The 20,552-nt window shown below is 63.5% G+C and carries 21 protein-coding genes; 11 read left to right on the top strand and 10 right to left on the bottom strand.

Annotated features, from left to right (window positions below):
* Window positions 1-3: 3 nt before the first annotated feature.
* The 8 genes from ccoS to ccoN form a co-directional block, all read right to left on the bottom strand.
* On the bottom strand, window positions 4-195 hold the full coding sequence (gene ccoS, locus AB2B41_RS16965) for a cbb3-type cytochrome oxidase assembly protein CcoS (RefSeq protein ID WP_367879006.1): 192 nt from the start codon (window positions 193-195) through the stop codon (window positions 4-6).
* Window positions 192-2,384, bottom strand: coding sequence for a heavy metal translocating P-type ATPase (locus AB2B41_RS16970; protein WP_367879007.1), 2,193 nt, complete (start codon window positions 2,382-2,384; stop codon window positions 192-194). Before AB2B41_RS16970 ends, ccoS begins: the two co-directional genes overlap by 4 nt.
* Window positions 2,381-2,845 (bottom strand): FixH family protein, encoded by a 465-nt coding sequence (locus tag AB2B41_RS16975; RefSeq protein WP_367879008.1) that lies wholly within the window; start codon window positions 2,843-2,845, stop codon window positions 2,381-2,383. The genes AB2B41_RS16970 and AB2B41_RS16975 overlap by 4 nt, the downstream gene beginning before the upstream one ends.
* Complete coding sequence (gene ccoG / locus AB2B41_RS16980; RefSeq protein WP_367879009.1) at window positions 2,842-4,458, bottom strand: cytochrome c oxidase accessory protein CcoG; 1,617 nt, start codon at window positions 4,456-4,458, stop codon at window positions 2,842-2,844. Before ccoG ends, AB2B41_RS16975 begins: the two co-directional genes overlap by 4 nt.
* A 182-nt stretch (window positions 4,459-4,640) precedes the next feature.
* On the bottom strand, window positions 4,641-5,537 hold the full coding sequence (gene ccoP, locus AB2B41_RS16985; RefSeq protein ID WP_367879010.1) for a cytochrome-c oxidase, cbb3-type subunit III: 897 nt from the start codon (window positions 5,535-5,537) through the stop codon (window positions 4,641-4,643).
* On the bottom strand, window positions 5,534-5,758 hold the full coding sequence (locus AB2B41_RS16990) for a cbb3-type cytochrome c oxidase subunit 3 (RefSeq protein ID WP_367879011.1): 225 nt from the start codon (window positions 5,756-5,758) through the stop codon (window positions 5,534-5,536). Before AB2B41_RS16990 ends, ccoP begins: the two co-directional genes overlap by 4 nt.
* 12 nt (window positions 5,759-5,770) lie before the next feature.
* Window positions 5,771-6,529: a cytochrome-c oxidase, cbb3-type subunit II gene (ccoO, locus tag AB2B41_RS16995; protein ID WP_367879012.1), complete on the bottom strand. Its 759-nt coding sequence runs from the start codon at window positions 6,527-6,529 to the stop codon at window positions 5,771-5,773.
* A gap of 11 nt (window positions 6,530-6,540) precedes the next feature.
* A complete protein-coding gene (gene ccoN, locus AB2B41_RS17000; RefSeq protein WP_367879013.1) occupies window positions 6,541-8,145 on the bottom strand; it encodes a cytochrome-c oxidase, cbb3-type subunit I in 1,605 nt (534 codons plus the stop codon).
* Between the two features lie 199 nt (window positions 8,146-8,344).
* Here ccoN and AB2B41_RS17005 point away from each other — a divergent pair, with 199 nt between their 5' ends.
* On the top strand, window positions 8,345-9,184 hold the full coding sequence (locus AB2B41_RS17005) for a universal stress protein (protein ID WP_367879014.1): 840 nt from the start codon (window positions 8,345-8,347) through the stop codon (window positions 9,182-9,184).
* Between the two features lie 13 nt (window positions 9,185-9,197).
* Here AB2B41_RS17005 and fnrL read toward each other — a convergent pair whose 3' ends face one another.
* Complete coding sequence (gene fnrL / locus AB2B41_RS17010; protein WP_367879015.1) at window positions 9,198-9,944, bottom strand: transcriptional regulator FnrL; 747 nt, start codon at window positions 9,942-9,944, stop codon at window positions 9,198-9,200.
* A gap of 191 nt (window positions 9,945-10,135) precedes the next feature.
* Here fnrL and AB2B41_RS17015 point away from each other — a divergent pair, with 191 nt between their 5' ends.
* The 3 genes from AB2B41_RS17015 (at window position 10,136) to choV (ending at window position 12,988) form a co-directional block, all read left to right on the top strand.
* Complete coding sequence (locus AB2B41_RS17015; protein WP_367879016.1) at window positions 10,136-11,059, top strand: choline ABC transporter substrate-binding protein; 924 nt, start codon at window positions 10,136-10,138, stop codon at window positions 11,057-11,059.
* 82 nt (window positions 11,060-11,141) lie between these two features.
* Window positions 11,142-11,975: a choline ABC transporter permease subunit gene (choW, locus tag AB2B41_RS17020; protein WP_367879017.1), complete on the top strand. Its 834-nt coding sequence runs from the start codon at window positions 11,142-11,144 to the stop codon at window positions 11,973-11,975.
* Window positions 11,972-12,988, top strand: coding sequence for a choline ABC transporter ATP-binding protein (gene choV, locus AB2B41_RS17025; protein WP_367879018.1), 1,017 nt, complete (start codon window positions 11,972-11,974; stop codon window positions 12,986-12,988). Before choW ends, choV begins: the two co-directional genes overlap by 4 nt.
* A gap of 15 nt (window positions 12,989-13,003) precedes the next feature.
* On the opposite strand, the gene AB2B41_RS17030 is transcribed toward choV, so the two are convergent.
* Window positions 13,004-14,029, bottom strand: a complete 1,026-nt coding sequence (locus AB2B41_RS17030; protein WP_367879019.1) for a LacI family DNA-binding transcriptional regulator — start codon at window positions 14,027-14,029, stop codon at window positions 13,004-13,006.
* Window positions 14,030-14,163: 134 nt separating this feature from the next.
* On the opposite strand from AB2B41_RS17030, the gene AB2B41_RS17035 reads away from it, so the two are divergent.
* From AB2B41_RS17035 to AB2B41_RS17065, 7 genes are all read left to right on the top strand, one after another.
* Complete coding sequence (locus tag AB2B41_RS17035; RefSeq protein WP_367879020.1) at window positions 14,164-14,349, top strand: hypothetical protein; 186 nt, start codon at window positions 14,164-14,166, stop codon at window positions 14,347-14,349.
* A 25-nt stretch (window positions 14,350-14,374) separates the two neighbouring features.
* Window positions 14,375-15,523, top strand: a complete 1,149-nt coding sequence (locus AB2B41_RS17040; RefSeq protein ID WP_367879021.1) for a TRAP transporter substrate-binding protein — start codon at window positions 14,375-14,377, stop codon at window positions 15,521-15,523.
* Window positions 15,524-15,633: 110 nt separating this feature from the next.
* Window positions 15,634-16,146, top strand: a complete 513-nt coding sequence (locus tag AB2B41_RS17045; RefSeq protein WP_367879022.1) for a TRAP transporter small permease — start codon at window positions 15,634-15,636, stop codon at window positions 16,144-16,146.
* A gap of 12 nt (window positions 16,147-16,158) precedes the next feature.
* A complete protein-coding gene (locus tag AB2B41_RS17050) occupies window positions 16,159-17,487 on the top strand; it encodes a TRAP transporter large permease (protein ID WP_367879023.1) in 1,329 nt (442 codons plus the stop codon).
* Between the two features lie 11 nt (window positions 17,488-17,498).
* A complete protein-coding gene (gene hisD / locus AB2B41_RS17055) occupies window positions 17,499-18,806 on the top strand; it encodes a histidinol dehydrogenase (protein ID WP_367879024.1) in 1,308 nt (435 codons plus the stop codon).
* Complete coding sequence (locus AB2B41_RS17060; RefSeq protein ID WP_367879025.1) at window positions 18,799-19,560, top strand: SDR family NAD(P)-dependent oxidoreductase; 762 nt, start codon at window positions 18,799-18,801, stop codon at window positions 19,558-19,560. The genes hisD and AB2B41_RS17060 overlap by 8 nt, the downstream gene beginning before the upstream one ends.
* Window positions 19,557-20,537, top strand: a complete 981-nt coding sequence (locus AB2B41_RS17065; RefSeq protein ID WP_367879026.1) for an alcohol dehydrogenase catalytic domain-containing protein — start codon at window positions 19,557-19,559, stop codon at window positions 20,535-20,537. The genes AB2B41_RS17060 and AB2B41_RS17065 overlap by 4 nt, the downstream gene beginning before the upstream one ends.
* Window positions 20,538-20,552 lie beyond the last annotated feature (15 nt).

Below are 20,552 nucleotides of genomic sequence, written 5' to 3' on the forward strand. Positions count from 1 at the left end.
TCTTTATCCCGCCTGATCCGTTTCGCGTCTTTGATCTTGGTCAACTGGCCTTGCCGCGTCGTCATCGAGCAACACGCGCCAGCCCGCGCCGTCGAGGTCCTCGTACTGATCGTTCTTCAGGCTCCAGAGAAAGGCCAGAAGGCCAAGACCACCAAGGCCGAGGGAGACGGGGATGAGGATCGCAAGGACGTTCACAGATTGGCCTTTCGCGACAGCCGCAGGGCGTTAAGCAGCACGGTGATGGATGACGTGGACATGGCGATGGCCGCGAGCAGCGGGGTGACGAATCCTGCGACCGCCAGCGGGATCACCAGCGCGTTGTAGCCTGCGGCGATGCCGAAGTTTTCGAGGATACGCCGCTTGGCGCTGCGCGAGGTGGCAATGAGATCGGGCAAGGGAGCAAGGCTTGACCCGAGGAGCACGACGTCCGAGGCCGCGCGCGCTGCGTCGGCGGCGGAGGCGGGGGCGAGGGAGGCATAGGCAGCCGCGAGTGCGCCGGTGTCATTGAGCCCGTCGCCCACCATCAGCACCTTGCGTCCATCGTTGGCCAGGCCTTCGAGATAGGCGATCTTGTCGGCGGGGCTTTGCCCGGCGCGCCAATGCGAGATGCCCAAATCGTCGGCAACAGCGCGGGTTGCGGCTTCGGTGTCACCTGAGATCAGGTGCATTTCTGTGCCCTTCGCGCGCAGCGTTGCTGCCATTTCCGCCGCACCTTTGCGCAGGCTGGCGCGCAGCGTCAGGTGATGCGCCGGGCTGTCACCGATTTTCAGCCATGCGCCTGGCAGGTGCGTAGACAGGGCGTCGGCCAAATCAGCAGAGCCAAGGCAGACCTCCTTGCCATTCCACAATGCCGTGAGACCCGCGCCAGGGCGTTCCTCGATCCGGTCGAGTGTCGCGGCTTTTGCGCCGTTCGCGGCAAGACCGATGGAAAGCGCGCGCGCGACGGGGTGGGTGGAGCTTTGCGCGAGGGCGAGGGCCACGTCGCGGTGTTCGGCGGGCATCCCGTCCAGCGCATCTACCTCAAGCTGTCCCTCGGTCAGCGTACCGGTCTTGTCGAAAACCACCACGTTGGTCTCCGCGATCCGCTCCATCGCGGTGCCGTTCTTGACGAGCAAACCCTCGCGGAAAAGACGGCTGGCGGCGGCGGTGGAAACGGCGGGGACGGCGAGTCCCAGGGCGCAGGGGCAAGTGATGATCAGCGTGGCGATGGCAATGTTGAGCGCCAGCCGCGCGTCACCCGCCGCCCAGAACCAAGCGATGAAGGCCCCAAGCGCCAGCAGGTGCACGACCGGCGCATAGACCCCAGCCGCCCGGTCTGCCAAGGCGGTGTATTTGTTGCGTGCGGATTCGGCCGCGTCGATCATCGTGACCATGCGACGCAGGCTGGTGTCGTCGCCCACGGCGGTGGCGCGGATGGTGAGGGGGCCGGTCAGGTTGACCTCGCCCGCATTCACCTCGGTGCCGACCTCGGCAGCGACGGGCAGGCTTTCACCCGTCAGAAGTGCGCGATCGAGGTTGCTGGTGCCTTCGGTGACGACCCCATCGACCGGCATCCGAGCGCCGGGCAGAACGATGATCTCGTCCCCGATCCGGGTTTCGGCAAGGGCCACGGTCTCGCGTCCTTGGGCGGTCTTGCGGGTAACGCGGGGCACCTCAAGTGCCGCAAGCTCCTGCGCGGCGGACCGCGCGCTGCTGCGGCAGCGGTGATCGAGATAGCGGCCGCAGAGCAGGAAGAAGGTCAGTGACAGGGCGGCGTCGAAATAGGCCTCATGCCCGCCCGCTGCGGTCTCGTAAAGCGACATGCCGCAGGCGAGGATCAGGGCCAGAGAGATCGGCACGTCCATGTTGAGCCGCCCAACGCGCAGGGCTGTCCAGGCGTTGCGGAAGAACGGCTGTCCTGCGTAGAGGATCGTCGGCAGGGTGATGGCGGCGGATATCCAGTGGAACAGCGTGCGCGTGGCATCGCCCGCGCCGGACCAGACGGCGACAGACATCAGCATGACGTTCATCATCGCGAAACCGGCGATGGCTATACGGATGAGCAGCGCGCGGCCTGCCGCATCGCCGGTCTGGCCCAGGGCGTCGGTGTCCAGAAGGGGCGCCTCGAAGCCGATGCTTCCAAGGTGGTCGATCAGGTCTTCGGGCGTTGTCATCGGCGCATGGGTGATCGTGACCTGCTTGCGGTTCAGGTTCACCCGCGCCTGATAGACGTCATCGCGCGACAGCAGGCCGCGCTCGACCGACGCGATGCAGGCGGCGCAATGAATGCCGGGCAGGGAGAGCATCAGGGTCTCGCCCGGCTGCGCCGAAGCCTGTCCGCGCGGAAGCGGATCGGCGATGCAACCGGGGCAGGCGGCAAGCCTTGGGTTTTCCGCGAGGGTCACGAGGCGTCCTTCTCCACGGTCAGAGGTATGCGGCGGCGGAAGGGCGTGCCGTCTTCGGCCTTCATTTCCAGCCAGAGCGTCCAGTAGCCGGGCGCAACGGGGGCAGTGGCGGTCAGGGCGATGCCGTTCCACTCGAAATCCGGAATGATATCCTCTGCCACATGGGTGGCGCGGCCCAGTGTGGCCTTGACCTCGGCGGGGCGCACGGGGCGACCGGCCGTATCGGTAATCGCCACGGTGAGCGTGTCGCCGGAAATCTCCGTTGCGAGGGTCCAGCCAAGGGCGTCCTGCGCATCGCGCTCGGCCTCGAATTTCTGGCTGGCGACGTAGGAATTCTTGGTCACCAGGCCCGGAAAGGTCGAGACGGCCTGGAAGGCGAGGGTCAGGTTCACCGCGATGATGATGCCGAAACAGCCGCCGAAGATCGCCAGCACGTGCCAGCCGTTCAGGGTGCGTTTCATCCGTTCTCTCCTCTTCCGTTGAAGATGGTGGCGCTGCTGGCGCGTGACTGGGTTTCAAGGTCCTCGACCCAGAGCCGCAGGTCGGTGCGGTCGGCCGAGGCCGCAGGGTCCTGCGGGCGGGCGGTGACGTAGACGCGCTGCAGGAGGGTTTCGTTGGCGGGGACGGTCACGCTTAGCTCGGGCGTGCCTTCCAGCTCGATCCGCAGGGTTTCCTCGGAGGTGAGCGAAAGGTGGAACAGGCGGTCGTCGCCGGATTTGTTGCGCAGGCGCACGTCGTAGATGTTACGGATCGACCCGTCGCTCTGCATCACGTAGGTCGGGTTGCGTACGGGAGAGACCGTGAGCTCAATATCGGAGCGGATAAAGAGCGCAACGATCAGTCCGATCCCCACGATCGACCATAGCGCGGTGTAGATCATGGTGCGCGTGCGGAAGATGTGCTTCCAGACAGGCTTGGGCTTCCATTCGGTGCTGGCGACCGCGATGGTCGGGTCGGGGTTGCCCATCGGGGCATCGGCAGTGCGGCCCTCAACCGGGACGGAGACGGTCGGCGCCGGATCGACCGCCTCGGTGCCCAGCGGACGCACGGCGGCCAGATCGCCCCGCACCGTCGGCGGCACATCGTCGAGCGCGAGGTAGTCGATCAGCCCACGCGGCTTGCCGATCTTGTCCATGATCTCGTTGCAGGCATCGATGCAGAGGGCACAGGTGATGCATTCCAGCTGCTGGCCGTCGCGGATGTCGATGCCCATCGGGCAGACGTTCACGCAGGCCATGCAGTCGATGCAATCGCCCATGGGCTCGATGTCCGGGACGTCCGCCTCGGCATAGGCTGTCGCGGTGGCGGAGCTTGCCGCCGCGCGCGCGCCCTTGCGGTGCTTGCCGCGCGGCTCGCCCCGCCAGTCGCGATAGCCCACCGTCAGCGTGCCTTCATCCATCATCGCGGCCTGGATGCGCGGCCAGGGACACATGTAGATGCAGACCTGCTCGCGCATGAAGCCGCCGAAGATGAAGGTGGTCGCGGTCAGGATGCCGATGGAGGCATATGCGACATAGGGTGCATCGAAGGTGACGAGGTTCACCGCCAGCGTCGGCGCATCGGTGAAATAGAAGACCCAGGCACCGCCCGTTGCCACCGAGATCAGCAGCCAGACAATCCATTTGCTCACCCGAAGCGTCCATTTATGCAGATCCCACTTGGACCGGTGCAGACGGATGCGCGCGTTGCGGTCGCCTTCGATCCAGCGCTCGACCAGCAGGAAGAGATCTGTCCAGACGGTTTGCGGGCAGGCGTAGCCGCACCAGACGCGGCCGAGGGCCGAGGTGAAAAGGAACAGGCCAAGACCGGCCATGATCAGCAGGCCCGCGACGAAGTAGAACTCATGCGGCCAGATTTCGATCCAGAAGAAGAAGAACCGGCGGCTGGCAATATCGGCCAGCACCGCCTGATCCGGCATGTTCGGACCACGGTCCCAGCGGACCCAAGGCAGCAGGTAGTAGATGCCCAGCGTGATGCCGAGAATCCACCATTTCAGGGTGCGGAAGAAGCCAGTGACGCGGCGCGGAAAGATCGGCTCGCGGGCCGCATAGAGGGAGGGAGGGGTGTCAGCCATTATCGGCTCCTGGTTTCTGTTCGCCCCTGCTTGATGCCAAGGACGCGGCTCCGGGGCTTTGATCTGGGTCAAGGGGGACGGCCCTGACGCAGCGTCTCGGAAAAAAGGAGGGGTGCCTTTTGACAGGCACCCCTAACGTCAAACGGGATTGGTGCGAACAGAACCGCTTGACGTATTCGCTATCAGTTGCCGGCGTCGGTCTGGCCGCCACCCAACTGGTGCACGTAGGTCGCCACCGCCTGCACCTGCGCCTCGGTCAGGCGCGGCGGCCCCCAGGGCGGCATCACGCCGAAACGGGCGTTCGTGATCGTCTCGGTCAGCGCTTCGCGGTCACCGCCGTAGAGCCAGATGGCATCGGTCAGGTTTGGTGCGCCGAGATCGACGTTGCCCATGCCGTTGTCGCCGTGACAGGCGGTGCAATTGTCGGTGAAGTTCTCGACTGCCGAGGCAGCGAGCGCCTCGTCATGCTCCATGCCGGACAGGCTGCGGACATGCTCGACAAGCGCCGCGATTTCCTCTTCCGAGAGGATCTCGCCGTAGGCGGGCATCTCGGAGTACCGTGCGTCGTCGTCCTCGTCGTTGCGGATGCCGTGGCGGACCGTGTAGGCGATGGCCTCATGCGTGCCGCCCCAGAGCCAATCATCGTCGAGCAGGTTGGGGTAGCCCTTGGCCCCAGCCGCACCCGAGCCGTGACACTGAGAGCAGTTGTTGCGGAAGACCGCCGCGCCCGAAGAGACCGCGTAGCGGTAGAGGTCCTCGTTCGTCGAAGCGAGTGTCACGAGGTCGGCCTCGGCCAGCTGGGAATCGCGCGCCGCACTTGCCTCGCGGAAGGCGTCGATATCGCGGGCCACCTCGCCGCGGGTGGAGTAGCCCAGAAGCCCAGCCGTCGCACCGCTGACCATGGGCCAGGCGGGGTAGGCGATCGTGTAGGCGATGCCCCAGATCACCGTAGCGTAGAAGGTCCAGAGCCACCAGCGCGGCAGGGGAGAGTTCAGTTCCTCAATGCCGTCCCAGGTGTGGCCCGTGGTCTCGGTGCCGGTGACGTCATCGACGGGTTTGTTCTTGTTCGGGTCGCTCATGAGGCGTCTCCCATCTTGAGGGTATCGGACCGGCCTGCGCTGCCCGTGTCGTCGTCGCGGGCCGGGATGGTTTCATTGCGGAACGGAATGTTAGCCGTGTCGCGATGGGTGGCCTTGCTGCCGGGCCGGAAGGCCCAGACGATCACGCCGAGGAAGAACAGCGTCATGGCAAGAAGCATCCAGCTGTCCGCGAATTCGCGCATCCACGAATAGGTATCCATGGCTCTTCCTCCTTACCGGCTGGCGTCGGGCGTGAAGGTGGAGAAGTCCACCAGCGTGCCCAGCATCTGCAGGTAGGCGATCAGCGCGTCCATCTCGGTCAGCTCGGGCTGGCCATCGAAGTTGCGCACGTTCGCCGTCTCGCCGTAGCGCTCGATCAGCCCGTCGAAATCGCTGTCGGGATCGGCCTGTGCGTAGAAGTCGAGGCTTGCGTTCTCCAGCATCTCGTCGGTGTAGGGCACACCCACGGCGCGGTGCGTGGCGAGCAATTCCTCTATATGCGTGCCCTCGATCTTGGTATCGGCGAGGAAGGCATACTTGGGCATGATCGATTCAGGCACCACGGACTGCGGGTCCATCAGGTGGTCGACGTGCCAGGCGTCGGAGTACCGCCCGCCCACGCGCGCCATGTCCGGACCCGTCCTTTTGGAGCCCCACTGGAACGGGTGGTCGTACATGCTTTCGGCCGCAAGGGAGTAGTGGCCGTAACGGTCCACCTCGTCGCGCATCGGCCGGACCATCTGGCTGTGACAGACATAGCAGCCCTCGCGGATGTAGACGTCACGGCCAGCAAGCTCGAGAGGCGTGTAGGGGCGCATCCCGTCCACTTCCTCGATCGTGTTCTCGAGGTAGAAGAGAGGCGCGATCTCCACGATGCCGCCGACGGTGACAACCAGCAGGGACAGAACCATCAGCAGGGTGGCCGAGCGTTCGATCATCCCGTGCTTGCCGAGGATGCCTTTGGTCGAGGGATTGTTATCAGTATCAGACATATCCTTGATCCTTATTCAGCCGGGACACCCACGGGGGCGGTCACACGCTCCCCGCTGCGGATGGTCATCCAGAGGTTCCAGACCATGATCAGCCCGCCGGTGAGATACATGACCCCGCCAAGCCCACGCACGATGTACATCGGGAACTTCGCAGCCACGGTGTCAGCGAAGGAGTTCACGAGGAAGCCCTGCGCATCGACTTCACGCCACATCAGGCCTTCCATGATGCCGGTCACCCACATGGACGCCGCGTAGAGGACGATGCCGATGGTGGCGAGCCAGAAGTGCCAGTTGATCGCGGCCATCGAATACATCTGCGCACGGCCCCAGAGGCGCGGTGTCAGGAAGTAGAGCGCGGCGAAGGTGATCATGCCGTTCCAGCCGAGGGCACCGGAGTGCACGTGGCCGATGGTCCAGTCGGTGTAATGCGACAGCGAGTTCACGGCGCGGATCGACATCATCGGCCCTTCGAAGGTCGACATGCCGTAGAAGGCGAGGGAAATGACCATCATCCGGATGATCGGATCGGTCCTCAGCTTGTCCCATGCGCCGTTCAGCGTCATCAGGCCGTTGATCATACCGCCCCAGCTGGGCATCCACAGGATGATCGAGAAGACCATGCCGAGCGTGGACGCCCAGTCAGGGAGAGCGGTGTAGTGCAGGTGGTGCGGACCCGCCCAGATGTAGAGAAAGATCAGCGCCCAGAAGTGAATGATCGACAGCTTGTAGCTGAAAACCGGACGCTCGGCCTGCTTGGGCACGAAGTAGTACATCATGCCCAGAAAGCCCGCTGTCAGGAAGAAGCCCACGGCGTTATGGCCGTACCACCACTGTGTCATGGCGTCCTGCACACCGGCAAAGACCTGCACCGACTTCGATCCCCAGATGCTGACCGGCAGCGAGAGGTTGTTCACGAGGTGCAGCATCGCGGTAGTGATGATGAAGGACAGCAGGAACCAGTTGGCCACGTAGATGTGCTTTTCCTTCCGGTTGATCAGCGTGCCCATGTAAATCGCAAGGAAGGCCACCCAGACGATGGTCAGCCAGATGTCGATGTACCACTCGGGCTCGGCATATTCCTTGGATTGGGTCGAGCCCAGCAGGTAGCCGGTCGCGGCCAGCACGATAAAGAGCTGGTACCCCCAGAAAACGAACCAGCGCAGGTTGCCGCCCCAGAGTCGCGTCCCGCAGGTGCGCTGCACGATGTAGAAAGACGACATCAGGAGCGCGTTGCCCCCAAATGCGAAAATCACCGCCGAAGTGTGGATGGGCCGAAGCCGTCCGAAGTTCGCATAGGGTTGCGCCCATTCGAGATTGAGCGCCGGAAAGGCCAGCTGGAAGGCGATGTAGGTTCCGGCGAGGAAGCCCACGATGCCCCAGAATGCCGTGGCGATCACCCCGGCGCGGACCACGTCGTCCATGTATCCGTTGGCATCGGCATCAATGCGCGCCGGTTCATCGGTGTGCCGGAGCGTCCAGATGAACATACCTGCCGCGATGAACATGATCAGCAGCGCGTGAACCTGATAGGCCAGGTCACGCCCCCAGTCGGCGGCAAGCGCCGCGAAGACGGCGATCACCCCCAATGCTATGAGTTTGAAATAGTCAGACGTCATCATGCTGTCCCTTCTTTCACCCGCGCACAGCCTGAGAGCGCACGGGTGGGTTGTTCGCTTTCGCTCGTATCTTTCAAAGGAGTTCTTTAGGGTCTTTGATCGAGATCAAAGGTCTTTGGTTTTCTTCTTGGGCAAGGTCAAAGACGGCACCGGGGCAGACCGGCAAAGTCGAGGGAAATGCGTTCGGGAGAGGAAACCCATGTCAATTCAGACGGTTACAACCATCATCTCAGACGAGAGCCAGCTGGACCAGCATCTGGCCGCCGCAACGGGCTTTGCGCGGGCGATGGACGCGCACCTGCATGTGCTGGTGCTTGTGACCGGAATGGATCAGGCGGCCCTGATGCCCTCAGCGCTTGAGGGCTTGCCGGTCGGTGTCGGGATGGAGGATGCCCGGGCGCGGGCGATGGCGCTTGAGGAACAGGTCTCGGAGCGGCTTGGGCGCGAGGATATTCGCTGGCACGTGCAATCCATCGCTACGCCGGCAGCAAGCGGCACCGCTGAGATCGTTCGTCACACAAGGTTCAGCGATCTGGTGATCCAGCAGCGACTTGCAGAAACCGAAAGCCCCGAGCAGACGCGCATGCTGGCCGAAACGATTCTCTTCGATGCCGATGCGCCGCTGTTGCTTTTGCCTGCCGGTACCGATCTTTCCGCGCCGCCGCGCAAGGTGATGATCTCCTGGGACGAAAGCGCCGCGGCCCTGCGGGCGGCCCGGCAGGCGCTGCCCCTGATCTCGGAACGCGCCTATGTGCACGTGGTGATCGTGGACCCGCCAAAGGACGCGCCCGACCGGTCGGACCCCGGCGGGGCCTTTGCGCAATTCCTGGCGCGCCACGGGGTGAGATGCGAGGTTTCGGTTTGCAACCGCACTGACAACAGCATTTCGGCCACCCTCGGACGCCGGGCTCAGGAATTGGGCTGCGAGATGATCGTGATGGGGGCCTACGGGCATTCCCGCCTGCGGCAGGCGATCTTTGGCGGCACGACACGCGACGTCCTGCTGGGGGCGGAAACCCCTGTATTCATGGCACACTAAGAAAAGGGTTGGCTCAGACCAGCAGGCCACCGTCGGTGTCGTCACCTGTCTCGGCCATCAGGACGGCCAGATCTGGGATGGTGATCGTGCGGCTGCCTTCAAGCTCGATGATACCGTCCTTGCGCAGGGCGGTCATCTGGCGGCTGACCGTCTCGATGGTCAGGCCGAGGTAGTCGCCCATCGCCTCGCGCGACATGGGCATCTCGAAGGAAAGACCGTCGGCAATCGGTTGCAGGTGCAAGGACGCAGTGCGCCGTCCAATCAGGGAAAGAAGGCATGTGATCTTCTCCCGCGCGGTCTTGCGGCCCAGAAGCATCATCCACTCGCGCGCCACGTCGAGTTCATCGAGCGACATGGCCAGCAGACGCTGACCGATGTGCGGTGTGGTCTCGACAAGCTGTTCGAAGGGCTTGCGGCGGAAGCAGCACAGCGTCACCTTCTGGATCGCCTCGACATCGTACATGACCCTGTCGCGGCCGGGACGACCGATAAAGTCCGAGGGCAGCAAAAGACCGAGCATCTGCAGCCGCCCGTCCGGCAGCGTGCGCGACAGGCGCGCGGCGCCCGAAACAACGGAAGCAACGAAGTGCATGTCGTCGCCCTCGAACATGATTTGCTGGCCTGCGTCGAAGGTCCGGTAGTACTTGATATCCTCCAGCTTGCGGAGTTCATCCGCGTCACAGGTGGCGCAAACGGCGCGATACCTGATGTTGCAGTCCGAACAAGATGTGAACTCTGAGCTGTTAGACGCAAGCGTCATCCGATCTGTCCCTCGTTTTGGCTGGACGCACCGTAACAGTCTGACCGGAAAACTCAATTCCTGATCGCCGCGTCAATCGGTCTCCGTTGGGTAAACGGACCATGGGCCTTTGGTCTTTCCAGTTGCATTGATAAGCCCTTTCGCGGTCTATTCGGTCCATCACAAAAAAAGATCATGGGGAGACCATTCAAATGAAACGCTTGCTTGCCTCTACCGCCCTTGCGCTGAGCATCGGCACGATGGCGGCCGCCGAAGGCTGCGACAAAGTCACCTTCTCGGACGTGGGTTGGACCGATATCACCGCGACGACCGCGGCTGCTTCTGTTGTACTGGACGCGCTGGGCTACGAGACCGAGACCAAGATCCTGTCCGTGCCGGTGACCTATACCTCGATGGCGAACGGCGATATCGACGTTTTCCTGGGCAATTGGATGCCCACGATGGAGGCTGACATCGCGCCCTATAGGGAAGCTGGAACCGTCGACACGGTGCGTGCAAACCTGCAGGGCGCCAAGTACACGCTGGCGGTCAACAAGGCGGCTGCCGACATGGGGATTGCGTCTTTTGGCGACATCGCCGCACAGCTCGATGCCCTTGAAGGCAAGATCTACGGGATCGAGCCTGGCAACGACGGCAACCGCCTAATCCAGTCGATGATCGACGGCGATGCCTTCGGTCTGAAAGACTTTGAGGTGGTCGAATCCTCCGAACAGGGGATGCTGGCACAGGTGCAGCGCGCCACCCGCAAGGGCGATCCGATCGTCTTTCTGGGCTGGGAGCCGCATCCGATGAACGCCAACTTCGAGCTGACCTATCTGGAGGGCGGTGACGATTTCTTCGGCCCCGATCTGGGCGGCGCGACGGTCTACACCAACACCCGCGCGGGCTATGTCACGGAATGCCCGAACGTCGGAAAGCTCTTGCAGAACATGGAGTTCACGTTGGCCATGGAGAACGAGATCATGGGCGCGATCCTCGATGACGGGCAGGACCCCGAAGAGGCGGCGGGGTCCTGGCTCAAGGCGAATGCCGATATCGTGGGGGGGTGGCTCGACGGTGTGACCACCCGGGACGGCGGCGACGCCATGGCGGCCGTCAAGGCCGCAATGGAGTAACAACGGCCGATGGCCGACAAATGCCCGTCCCGTTGCGCGGGGCGGGCACTTTTTTGAATGACCGAAGGGTGGGGCGCAACGGATGGACTGGCTGACCGAGAACAAGGTGCCCATCGACGATATGGCCGAGGCGGCTTTCGAGTGGCTGTTGATCAACGCGGGCTGGTTTTTCGACGGGCTCGCCGCAGTGATGGAGCGATTGGTCGACGCGATCCTCTGGGTGCTGCAAACGCCGCATCCTCTGATCATCATCGCCCTGTTTGCCGGCCTGACCTGGCTGATCCAGCGCAACTGGAAAACGGTGGTCTTCGTGGTGCTGGGGTTCCTCTTCATCCTCAACCAGGACTACTGGGAAGAAACCACCGAAAGCCTGACGCTGGTGCTGTCGGCCTGCGTGGTCTGCATGGGCGTCGGGGTGCCCATCGGGATCGCCGCCGCGCATCGTCCAAGGCTCTACCGGTTCATGCGCCCGGTGCTAGACCTGATGCAGACGCTGCCCACCTTCGTTTACCTGATCCCGGCCATTGTCTTTTTTGGCATCGGTATGGTGCCGGGCCTCATCGCCACAGTGATCTTCGTGCTGCCTGCGCCAATCCGGCTGACACAGCTTGGCATCTCCTCCACCCCCAAGGCGCTCTTGGAGGCTGCGCAGGCCTTTGGCGCCAAGCCCAGTCAGACCTTGTGGAAGATCGAACTGCCCTACGCCTTGCCGCAGATTATGACAGGGCTGAACCAGACGATCATGCTGTCGCTCTCGATGGTGGTCATTGCCGCGCTGGTGGGCGCAGACGGGCTGGGCGTGCCGGTGGTACGTGCGCTCAACCAGGTGAACACCGGGCTCGGGTTTGAAAGCGGTCTGATCATCGTGGTCGTGGCCATCATGCTGGATCGCATGCTGCGGGTGGGCGAGAAATGACGAACGCGGTCGAGTTTCACGACGTCTCCATTGTGTTCGGGGACGATCCCGGGAAAGCGCTTCCCCTGATGGACGCTGGCCAGTCGCGCGCCGAGATACAGGCCGAGACCGGGCAGGTGCTGGGCGTGCACAATTGCTCGCTGGAGGTGGGGGAGGGCGAAATCCTGGTGCTTATGGGGCTGTCCGGGTCGGGCAAGTCCACGCTGTTGCGCGCGGTGAACGGGCTCAACCCGGTCGTGCGGGGGCATGTGGTGGTCAACGACGGGAAATGGTCGGCCAATGTGCAGGAATGCTCTGCCTCCGATCTGCGGCGGGTGCGACGGGAATGTGTGTCGATGGTGTTTCAGCAGTTCGGCTTGCTGCCCTGGCGCACGGTGCGCGACAACGTGGCGCTGGCTCTGGAATTGTCGGACGTGCCCAAGCGGGAGCGGCTGGAAAGGGCGGACAAGCAGTTGGCGCTGGTGGGCCTGTCCGACTGGGCGGACCGCAAGGTGGGCGAGTTGTCGGGCGGCATGCAGCAGCGCGTCGGTCTCGCCCGTGCCTTCGTGACCGAGGCGCCGATCCTTCTGATGGACGAACCGTTCTCGGCGCTCGACCCGCTGATCCGCACGCGGCTTCAGGACGAATTGCTCGAACTGCAGCGCGATCTCAAGCGCACGATCATCTTCGTCAGCCATGATCTGGACGAGGCCTTCAAGCTGGGCGGTCGCATCGCCATCATGGAGGGCGGACGCATCGTCCAGCTTGGCACCCCGCGCGAGATTTTCTCGAACCCAGCCTCGCAATACGTGGCGGAATTCGTGGCCAACATGAACCCGCTCGGCGTTCTGACAGCCCGCGATGTCATGGGCGCGCCAGAGGATGGCGATGCGCCCGCCGTGCCGGTTGAAATGCCCGTTGCGGAACTTATCGAGCGGCTGAGCGAGGGGCCGGATGTCCTGCGGGTGGTCGAGGGCGGCGAAACGCTCGGCACGGTGACCGCACAAAGCATCGTCGAGCGGCTCAAGCATTAGCGTCCTTGACCGCACCTAGCGTGACGGGGACGGACCCAGTGAGTCGCGCATCTCGATGAACGTGGGAAGGTTCACCGAAGTACCCTTGCCCTCGCTCTCGATCATCTCGATCAGCGCAAGAGCGGCCCGGCGCCCCATTTCCCGGTGTGGCACGTGGACCGTCGTCAGCGCAGGCTGCGCGATCTGCGCCAGTTCTATGTCGTCGAAACCCGTCACCGAGACATCCTGCGGCACCCGCAGACCCATCCTCCGCGCTGCCAGCAGTGCGCCAACGGCAAGAACGTCGTTGCCGCAAAGCACCGCGCTGGGGCGCTGCGGGGCCGACATCAGTTCGGAAAAGGCTTCCGATCCGCTTTCGATCTCGTAGCGGGTCTCGATGAGGGGCAGGGCATCCGCGTCAAGTCCGTGGGCGCGCATCGCGTCGCGAAGCCCGTCGATTCGCAGCCGCGCGCGGTCGTTGCCTTGGCTGATGCCCGAGATCATCGCGATGTTGCGGTGGCCCAGCTTGATGACTTCCTCGGCCAGTGCGCGCATCGAAGTGCGGTTGTCGAAGCCCACCGAAGGGATGCGACCATCGGCCCTGTAGGACCAGGCGGCGACAACCGGTTTCATCTGCCGTTCCAGATAGTCGTAGACCGCTGTCTCGCGATCGTGGCCGATCAACAGGAGGCCGTCGGCGCCCCGGGCAAGCAGGGTTCTGATCTGCTCTTCTTCTGCCTCCGGCCGGTAGGCCGAACTCGAGACCAGCATCGTATAGCCATGGGCGTGCAACTCTTCCTGAAAGGCCTGCAGACCGCGCGCGAAGATGGCGTTGTCCATCGTCGGAATGATTGCGCCAATGGTAAAGCTGCGCTTGGCCGCCATCACCCTCGCTGCGAAATTGGGTGTATAGTCGAGGTCCCGGACCGCGGACATCACCTTTTCCCGAGTGGCTTTGACCACCCGCTCGGGCGCATTGAGACACCGCGACACGGTTGCGGTCGATACGCCCGCCTTCCTTGCCACATCGTCAAGCGTGGCGGCTGCCTTGGGTCGCGGCATCTACGGCCTCACCTTTGCTCCGGTTCTTTCTTAGCACATCGCAAGTCATTGAAACATAGAAAATGTAAGCGCTTGCAAAAATCGTGTAAGCGCTTACACTGAACGCCGAGCCGACTCACTCAGGAGCCTCCGTCATGTTTCTTGCCGCATCGATCATCGTCTTCGCGATCTATTTCGCAAACGTCGCCCTCGGTGCCTTCGCGGGGAGCGCGTTTCTGGGGGACGTGGGGGAAATGCTCGTTCTGTTTGCGGCCTCGATCCTATTCGTGGTCGCGATCTTGAAAGCCGAGGCTGACCGCAAGAACCGAGACGGCAGCTGACCAAAGTTCAACGGGAGGAAACCACATGGACAATGAGACCAAAGAGCTGAAATCAGCCGAGCGTCGCAACTTTTTGAAACTCGCGGCCACCGGCAGCTTTACCGCTGCAATGGTCGCAGGCGCTGGCGGCATGCTCTGGTCATCCGAAGCAGCTGCGCAAACCGCGAACGAGGAGCGCGAAAGGGAGAATGCGGCGGATCATGTGATGGTCATCGCGACCGCATATGTGCTGGGCGCATCGCGCAGCTATCCGATCATGCAGCTGGACCTGAAGGAAAACATCCAGAACGCCACCAACGGCAAGGTCTATGTCAAGCTTGCCCCCGGTGGTCAGCTGGGCGCAGGCGGCGCCCTGGTGCAGGCGGTGCAGGGCGGCACCATTCAGGCGGCTCAGCATTCGCTGTCCAACTTCGCGCCTTTCGCGTCCACCGTTGACCTGATCAACATGCCGTATCTCTGCGGTTCCAATCAGCGCTTCACGAACCTCGTGAATTCCGATTTCTGGAACAGCGAAGTGCATCCCAAGGTCGAGGCCAACGGCTTCAAGGCACTTTTCTACGTCAACATCGATCCCCGCGTCGTTGCCGTCCGCAAGGGCGGGGCAGGCGCGGTGCTGTCGCCCTCCGACCTGTCGGGCGTCAAGTTCCGTGTGCCGGGCTCCAAGATGCTGCAGCAGTACTACCGCATGGTCGGCGCCAACCCGACGCCGGTGGCATGGGGCGAAACGCCCTCCGCGATCAAGCAGGGTGTGGCCGACGCGCTCGACCCCTCCGTGGGCGCGCTCTACGTCTTCGGCTTCAAGGACATCCTGTCCCATGTCACGTTCACGCAGGCAGTGCCGGACAGCCAGGTTTATTCCTGCAACCTCGAATGGTTCAACTCCATGCCCGCCGACGTCCAGGAAGGGATCATGTGGGGTTCGGAAATGACCGCGCACCAGAACCTCGCCAAGGTGCCTTCGGCCCGTGCCTACGCCATGGCGGAGCTCTCCAAGGCCGGTGTCGAATTCCACACCCTCAGCGACGACCAGCTGAACGAATGGAAAGAAGCGGGCGGCTACCAGCGCTCCGAATGGGACGAGTTCAAGACGGAGCTTGCCGGTTCCATGGACGCCTTCGCCAAGATGGAAGAGGCGGCTGGCACCCAGGGCAAGTACTACGTGCACGACGCCTAAGCGCAATCGGCGGACGCCCGAGCGGCGTCCGCCCTCCACTCATTCGCAGTATGTCACCAACGGCCCGTCGCGGCTGAACGGGTGAGGTGCGGCCAAGGCCGGGGCGAGACATGGATATTTTACGCAAAATCGACAGGGACGCCGAACGCTGGCTGCTTTTGATGTTCTACGTGATGCTCGTCATCACGATGGCCATCGAGGTGATCCGGCGCGAGCTATTCGCTTATTCCTCGATCTGGGGCGAAGAGATCGTGCGGTACTCCTTCATCTACCTCGCCTGGATCGGCGCGGCAGCGGCGGTCAAGGAACGCGCGCATATCCGCATTGACGTGATCATGCATTACATCGGGCCGCGCCCCAAGGCGCTGCTCTATATCTTCGGCGACCTCATCATGTTCGGCGTGGCGATCATCGCGCTCTACTGGTCGTGGGAGACGGTGCACATCTCTTACAAGTTCGGATCCGTCACGGACGGGCTGCGCATCTCCAAGGTGTGGTTCCTGATGGCCGTGCCACTGGGCTTTGCGCTGATGATCTGGCGCCTGCTGCAGTCCTTCGCCCGCGATTTCAAATCCCTTCGGGACGGTGAACCCGTCTTTGAAGGCGACAAGCTGTTTGATTGAGGAGCCTGACCGATGCTTTGGCAAACCATGAATCAAACGGTGGAACTGGGCTGGGACTTTTACCTGCCCGTCCTGATCTTCGTCGCCCTTATCGCGCTTGCCGTACCCGTCTGGGCCGCCATCGGCACCGCCGCCATCACCATGCTGGTGATGTCCGGCGACCTGCCGCTAAGCCTTGTGGGCGAGAAACTCTTTACCGGCATCGACGCCTTTGCGCTGACCGCCGTGCCGCTCTTTATCCTGACGGGGGACGTGCTGGTCCGCACGGGGCTTTCCCGAAAATTCCTCGACGTGGCCGAGGCGCTGACGCAGTTCGCCAAGGGCGGCTTCGGCTCCGCCACCGTGCTCGTCTGCGGCATGTTCGCGGCCATCTCAGGCTCTGACGCCGCCGGTGCTGCCGCCGTGGGCCGTATGACCATCGACCGTCTGGTCGAAAGCGGCTACCCGCGCCCCTATGCCTGTGCGCTGGTGGCCGCCGGTGCCTGTACCGGCATCCTGATCCCGCCCTCCATCGCCTACATCATCATCGGCCTCGTGCTGGGCATATCCGCCTCGACCCTGTTCCTCGCCGCCCTGATCCCCGGCCTTGCGATCCTGATCTCGATCCTGATCACCAACATCATCATGAACCGCCTGAACGGCTGGGAAGGCGGCGGCAACATGAGCTTCGGCGAATGGGCCGGCAACCTCGGCCGCGCGCTGAAATCCGGCTGGTACGCCTTCATCGTGCCCGGAATCATCTTCTACGGTATCTTCTCAGGAAGGCTGACGCCGACTGAGGCCGGTGCGACTGCCGTTGTCGTGACGATCATTATGGGGTTCATTCTCGGCACCCTGAAACTGGCCGACTTCCCCGCGATGCTGGTCAGCTCCGCCAAGGTGAATGGCGTGATCCTTCCCATCATCGCCTTCTCCGCCCCACTGGCCGAGGCGCTGGCGATCATGGGCGTGCCGCAGGGCTTCGTCACCTCGGTCACATCGCTTACCGATGAACCCTGGCTGCTGATCCTGCTGATGATCGGCATCCTGATCGCCGCGGGCTGCGTGATGGAAACGACACCCAACATCGTGATCCTCGCGCCCATCCTCAAGCCGCTCGCGGACAACATCGGCATGAACGAAATCCAGTTCTGCATCATGATGATCACCGCGCTCGGTGTGGGCTTCATCACCCCGCCGCTCGGCCTCAACCTCTTCGTCGTATCTGGCATTACGGGCGAGTCCATTCTGAAGATAGCCTGGCGCGCCATTCCCTTCGTATTGTGCATGTTCATCGTCGTTCTTCTGATCGCCTATGTACCTGCCATTTCGACCACCCTCCTGCCCGACATTTACAAGTAGGATACCTGACCATGACCCGTGAATATCTCAAGAAAGCCCCCAAGCACGCCAAGTCGGATGCCTCCGAAGTGCATGAAACCGTCGTCAACATCCTGAACGACATCGAGGCAGGCGGCGACGCAAAGGCGCTGGAATACGCCAAGAAGTTCGACAAGTACGAAGGCAACGTGCTGCTGACGCCCGAAGAGATCGAGGCGGCCATCGCGCTGGTGCCGGAGAAACTGAAACAGGACATCCAGTTCAGCCACGACAACGTCAAGCGGTTCGCCGAAAAGCAGAAGTCGACCGTCGCCGACGTGGAGATGGAGATGAGCCCCGGCTTTATCGCCGGCCAAAAGGCGATCCCGGTGGATGCCGCGGGCTGCTACGTCCCCGGTGGCCGTTACAGCCACATCGCGTCGGCCATCATGACCGTGACCACCGCCAAGGTGGCCGGTTGCCGTCACATCACTGCTTGTTCCCCGCCCCGTCCGGGCGAGGGCGTGAACCCCGCCATCGTCTATGCCGCGCATATCTGCGGCGCGGACAAGATCATGGCGATGGGCGGCGTGCAGGGCGTTGCCGCGATGACCTTCGGTCTCTTCGGCCTGCCCCCGGCCAACATCCTCGTCGGTCCCGGCAACCAGTTCGTGGCCGAGGCCAAGCGCATCCTCTTCGGTCGGGTCGGGATCGACATGATCGCGGGCCCCACCGATAGCCTGATCCTTGCCGACAAGACCGCCGATCCGCATATCGTCGCGACCGACCTCGTCAGCCAGGCAGAGCATGGCTACAACTCGCCCGTCTGGCTGGTCACCGATGACCGCGCGCTGGCGGAAAAGGTGATGGAACTGGTGCCGGGCCTGATCGACGATCTGCCTGAGCTCAACAGCCAGAACGCCGCCGCCGCATGGCGTGACTACGCCGAGGTGATCCTCTGCGCCAACCGCGAGGAAATGGCCGCCTGTTCCGACGACTACGCGCCCGAGCACCTGACCGTACAGGCCGAGGACCTCGACTGGTGGCTGGACCGGCTGACCTGCTACGGCTCGCTCTTCCTTGGCGAGGAAACCACCGTCAGCTACGGCGACAAGGCGGCGGGGACGAACCACGTGCTGCCGACCTCGCGCGCGGCCAGCTATACGGGCGGTCTTTCGGTGCACAAGTACATGAAGATCGTGACCTGGCAGCGCACCACGCGCGAGGCGTCCAAGGACGTCGCCATCGCGACCGCGCGGATCTCGCGTCTGGAAGGCATGGAAGGTCACGCCCGTGCGGCGGACGTGCGCCTTGCCAAGTACTTCCCGGGCGAGAATTTCGACCTTTCCGCCGATGGATGACCCGCGTCACCTCTTTGACCTGACGGGCCGGGTGGCTTGCGTGACCGGCGCAAGCTCCGGCCTCGGTCGGCGCGCAGCTGTCGCACTTGCTGCGGCAGGCGCCAAGGTCGTGGGCGTGGCCCGCAGGGCGGAGGCATTGGACAGCCTCAAGGACGAGATCGGGGCAGGGGCCGAGGCCGTGGCGGCGGACGTGGCCGACCGCGACGGCATCCCGGCGCTGGTCGAGGCCATTTCCGCGCCCTTTGGCGCACCGGATATCGTCGTACATGCGGCGGGTGTGAACACCCGGCAGGCGGCCGATGACGTGACGCCGGAAGGCTGGGACCAGACACTGGCGCTGAACCTTTCCGCGCCCTTCTTTCTCAGCCAGGCCCTCGTGCCCGCGATGAAGGCAAAAAACTGGGGCCGGATCGTCAACTTCGCCTCGCTCCAGACCACGCGCGCCTTTCCGGGCGGCATCGCCTATGGGGCCACAAAGGCCGGTATTGGCCAGCTGACCCGCGCCATGGCCGAAGCCTGGTCACCCCACGGCATCACCGCCAATGCCATCGGGCCGGGCTTTTTCCCGACGGAACTGACGGCGGCGGTTTTCAACGACGAAGCCCGCGCGCAACGTAACGCGGCGCAAACCTGCATCGGCCGCAACGGCGCGATGGAAGACATCGACGGCCCATTGCTTTTCCTCTGCTCGCAAGCATCGGGATACGTGACGGGGCAGGTTCTTATGGTGGACGGGGGGTTCACGGCAAAATGAAAGCACTAGTGTACGACGGTGTTGAGGAATTGGGCTTCCGCGATGTGCCGGATGCCGAGCCGCGCGCGGGCGAACATCTGATCAAGGTCGAGGCCGTGGGCATCTGCGGCTCTGACATGCACGCCTATCTGGGCCACGACGCCCGCCGCCCCGCGCCCCTGATCCTCGGACACGAGGCCGCAGGGGTGATCGTCGGCGGCCCGATGGAGGGCAGGCGCGTGACGGTCAATCCGCTTGTAACCTGCGGCACCTGTCAGGCCTGCAAGGCGGGGCGGGAAAACCTCTGCCCGACGCGGCAGATCATCTCCATGCCGCCGCGCGAGGGGGCCTTTGCGCAATACGTGGCGATGCCGGAACGCAATCTGGTTGAGGTACCGGAGGGCGTGCCGCTGAACAAGGCCGCGTTGGCCGAACCGCTGGCGGTCAGTTGGCATACGGTAAAGCTTGCCCTTGAGGCGCTGCATCCGTCGATGGACAGGCGTGCGCTGGTCATCGGGGGCGGTGCCATCGGCCTCGCGGCGGCACTCGCCCTCAAGGCCCTGGGAATCGACGAAGTCACCGTGGCCGAACCCAACGATGCGCGCCGCGCCTTTCTCGCCGACCGCTGCGGGCAGAAGACGCTTGCCTTCGGCGAAGGCCAGTACCCGGTGATCATCGACGCGGTCGGCTACGCCGCCACCCGCGCGACAGCCTCCGAACTCGCACAGCCCGGCGGCGTGATCGCCCATGTGGGCCTTGGCGAAGACACCGGCGGCCTCGACGTCCGGCGCATGACCCTTCAAGAGATCACCTTCATCGGCACATATACCTACACGGCGCAGGATTTCCGCGACACCGCGCAGGCGATCTTTGACGGCCGCCTCGGTCCGCTCGACTGGACCGAGCAACGCCCGCTTTCCGAAGGCTTTGCCGCCTTCAAGGACCTGCGGCAGGGCAAGGTGGCCGCGCCCAAGATCGTCCTGTCCCCCTGGGCCTGACCTGAATAACGGAGA

Origin of the sequence: Sulfitobacter sediminis, from assembly GCF_040811725.1 — a bacterium.
Taxonomy (GTDB): domain Bacteria; phylum Pseudomonadota; class Alphaproteobacteria; order Rhodobacterales; family Rhodobacteraceae; genus Sulfitobacter; species Sulfitobacter sediminis.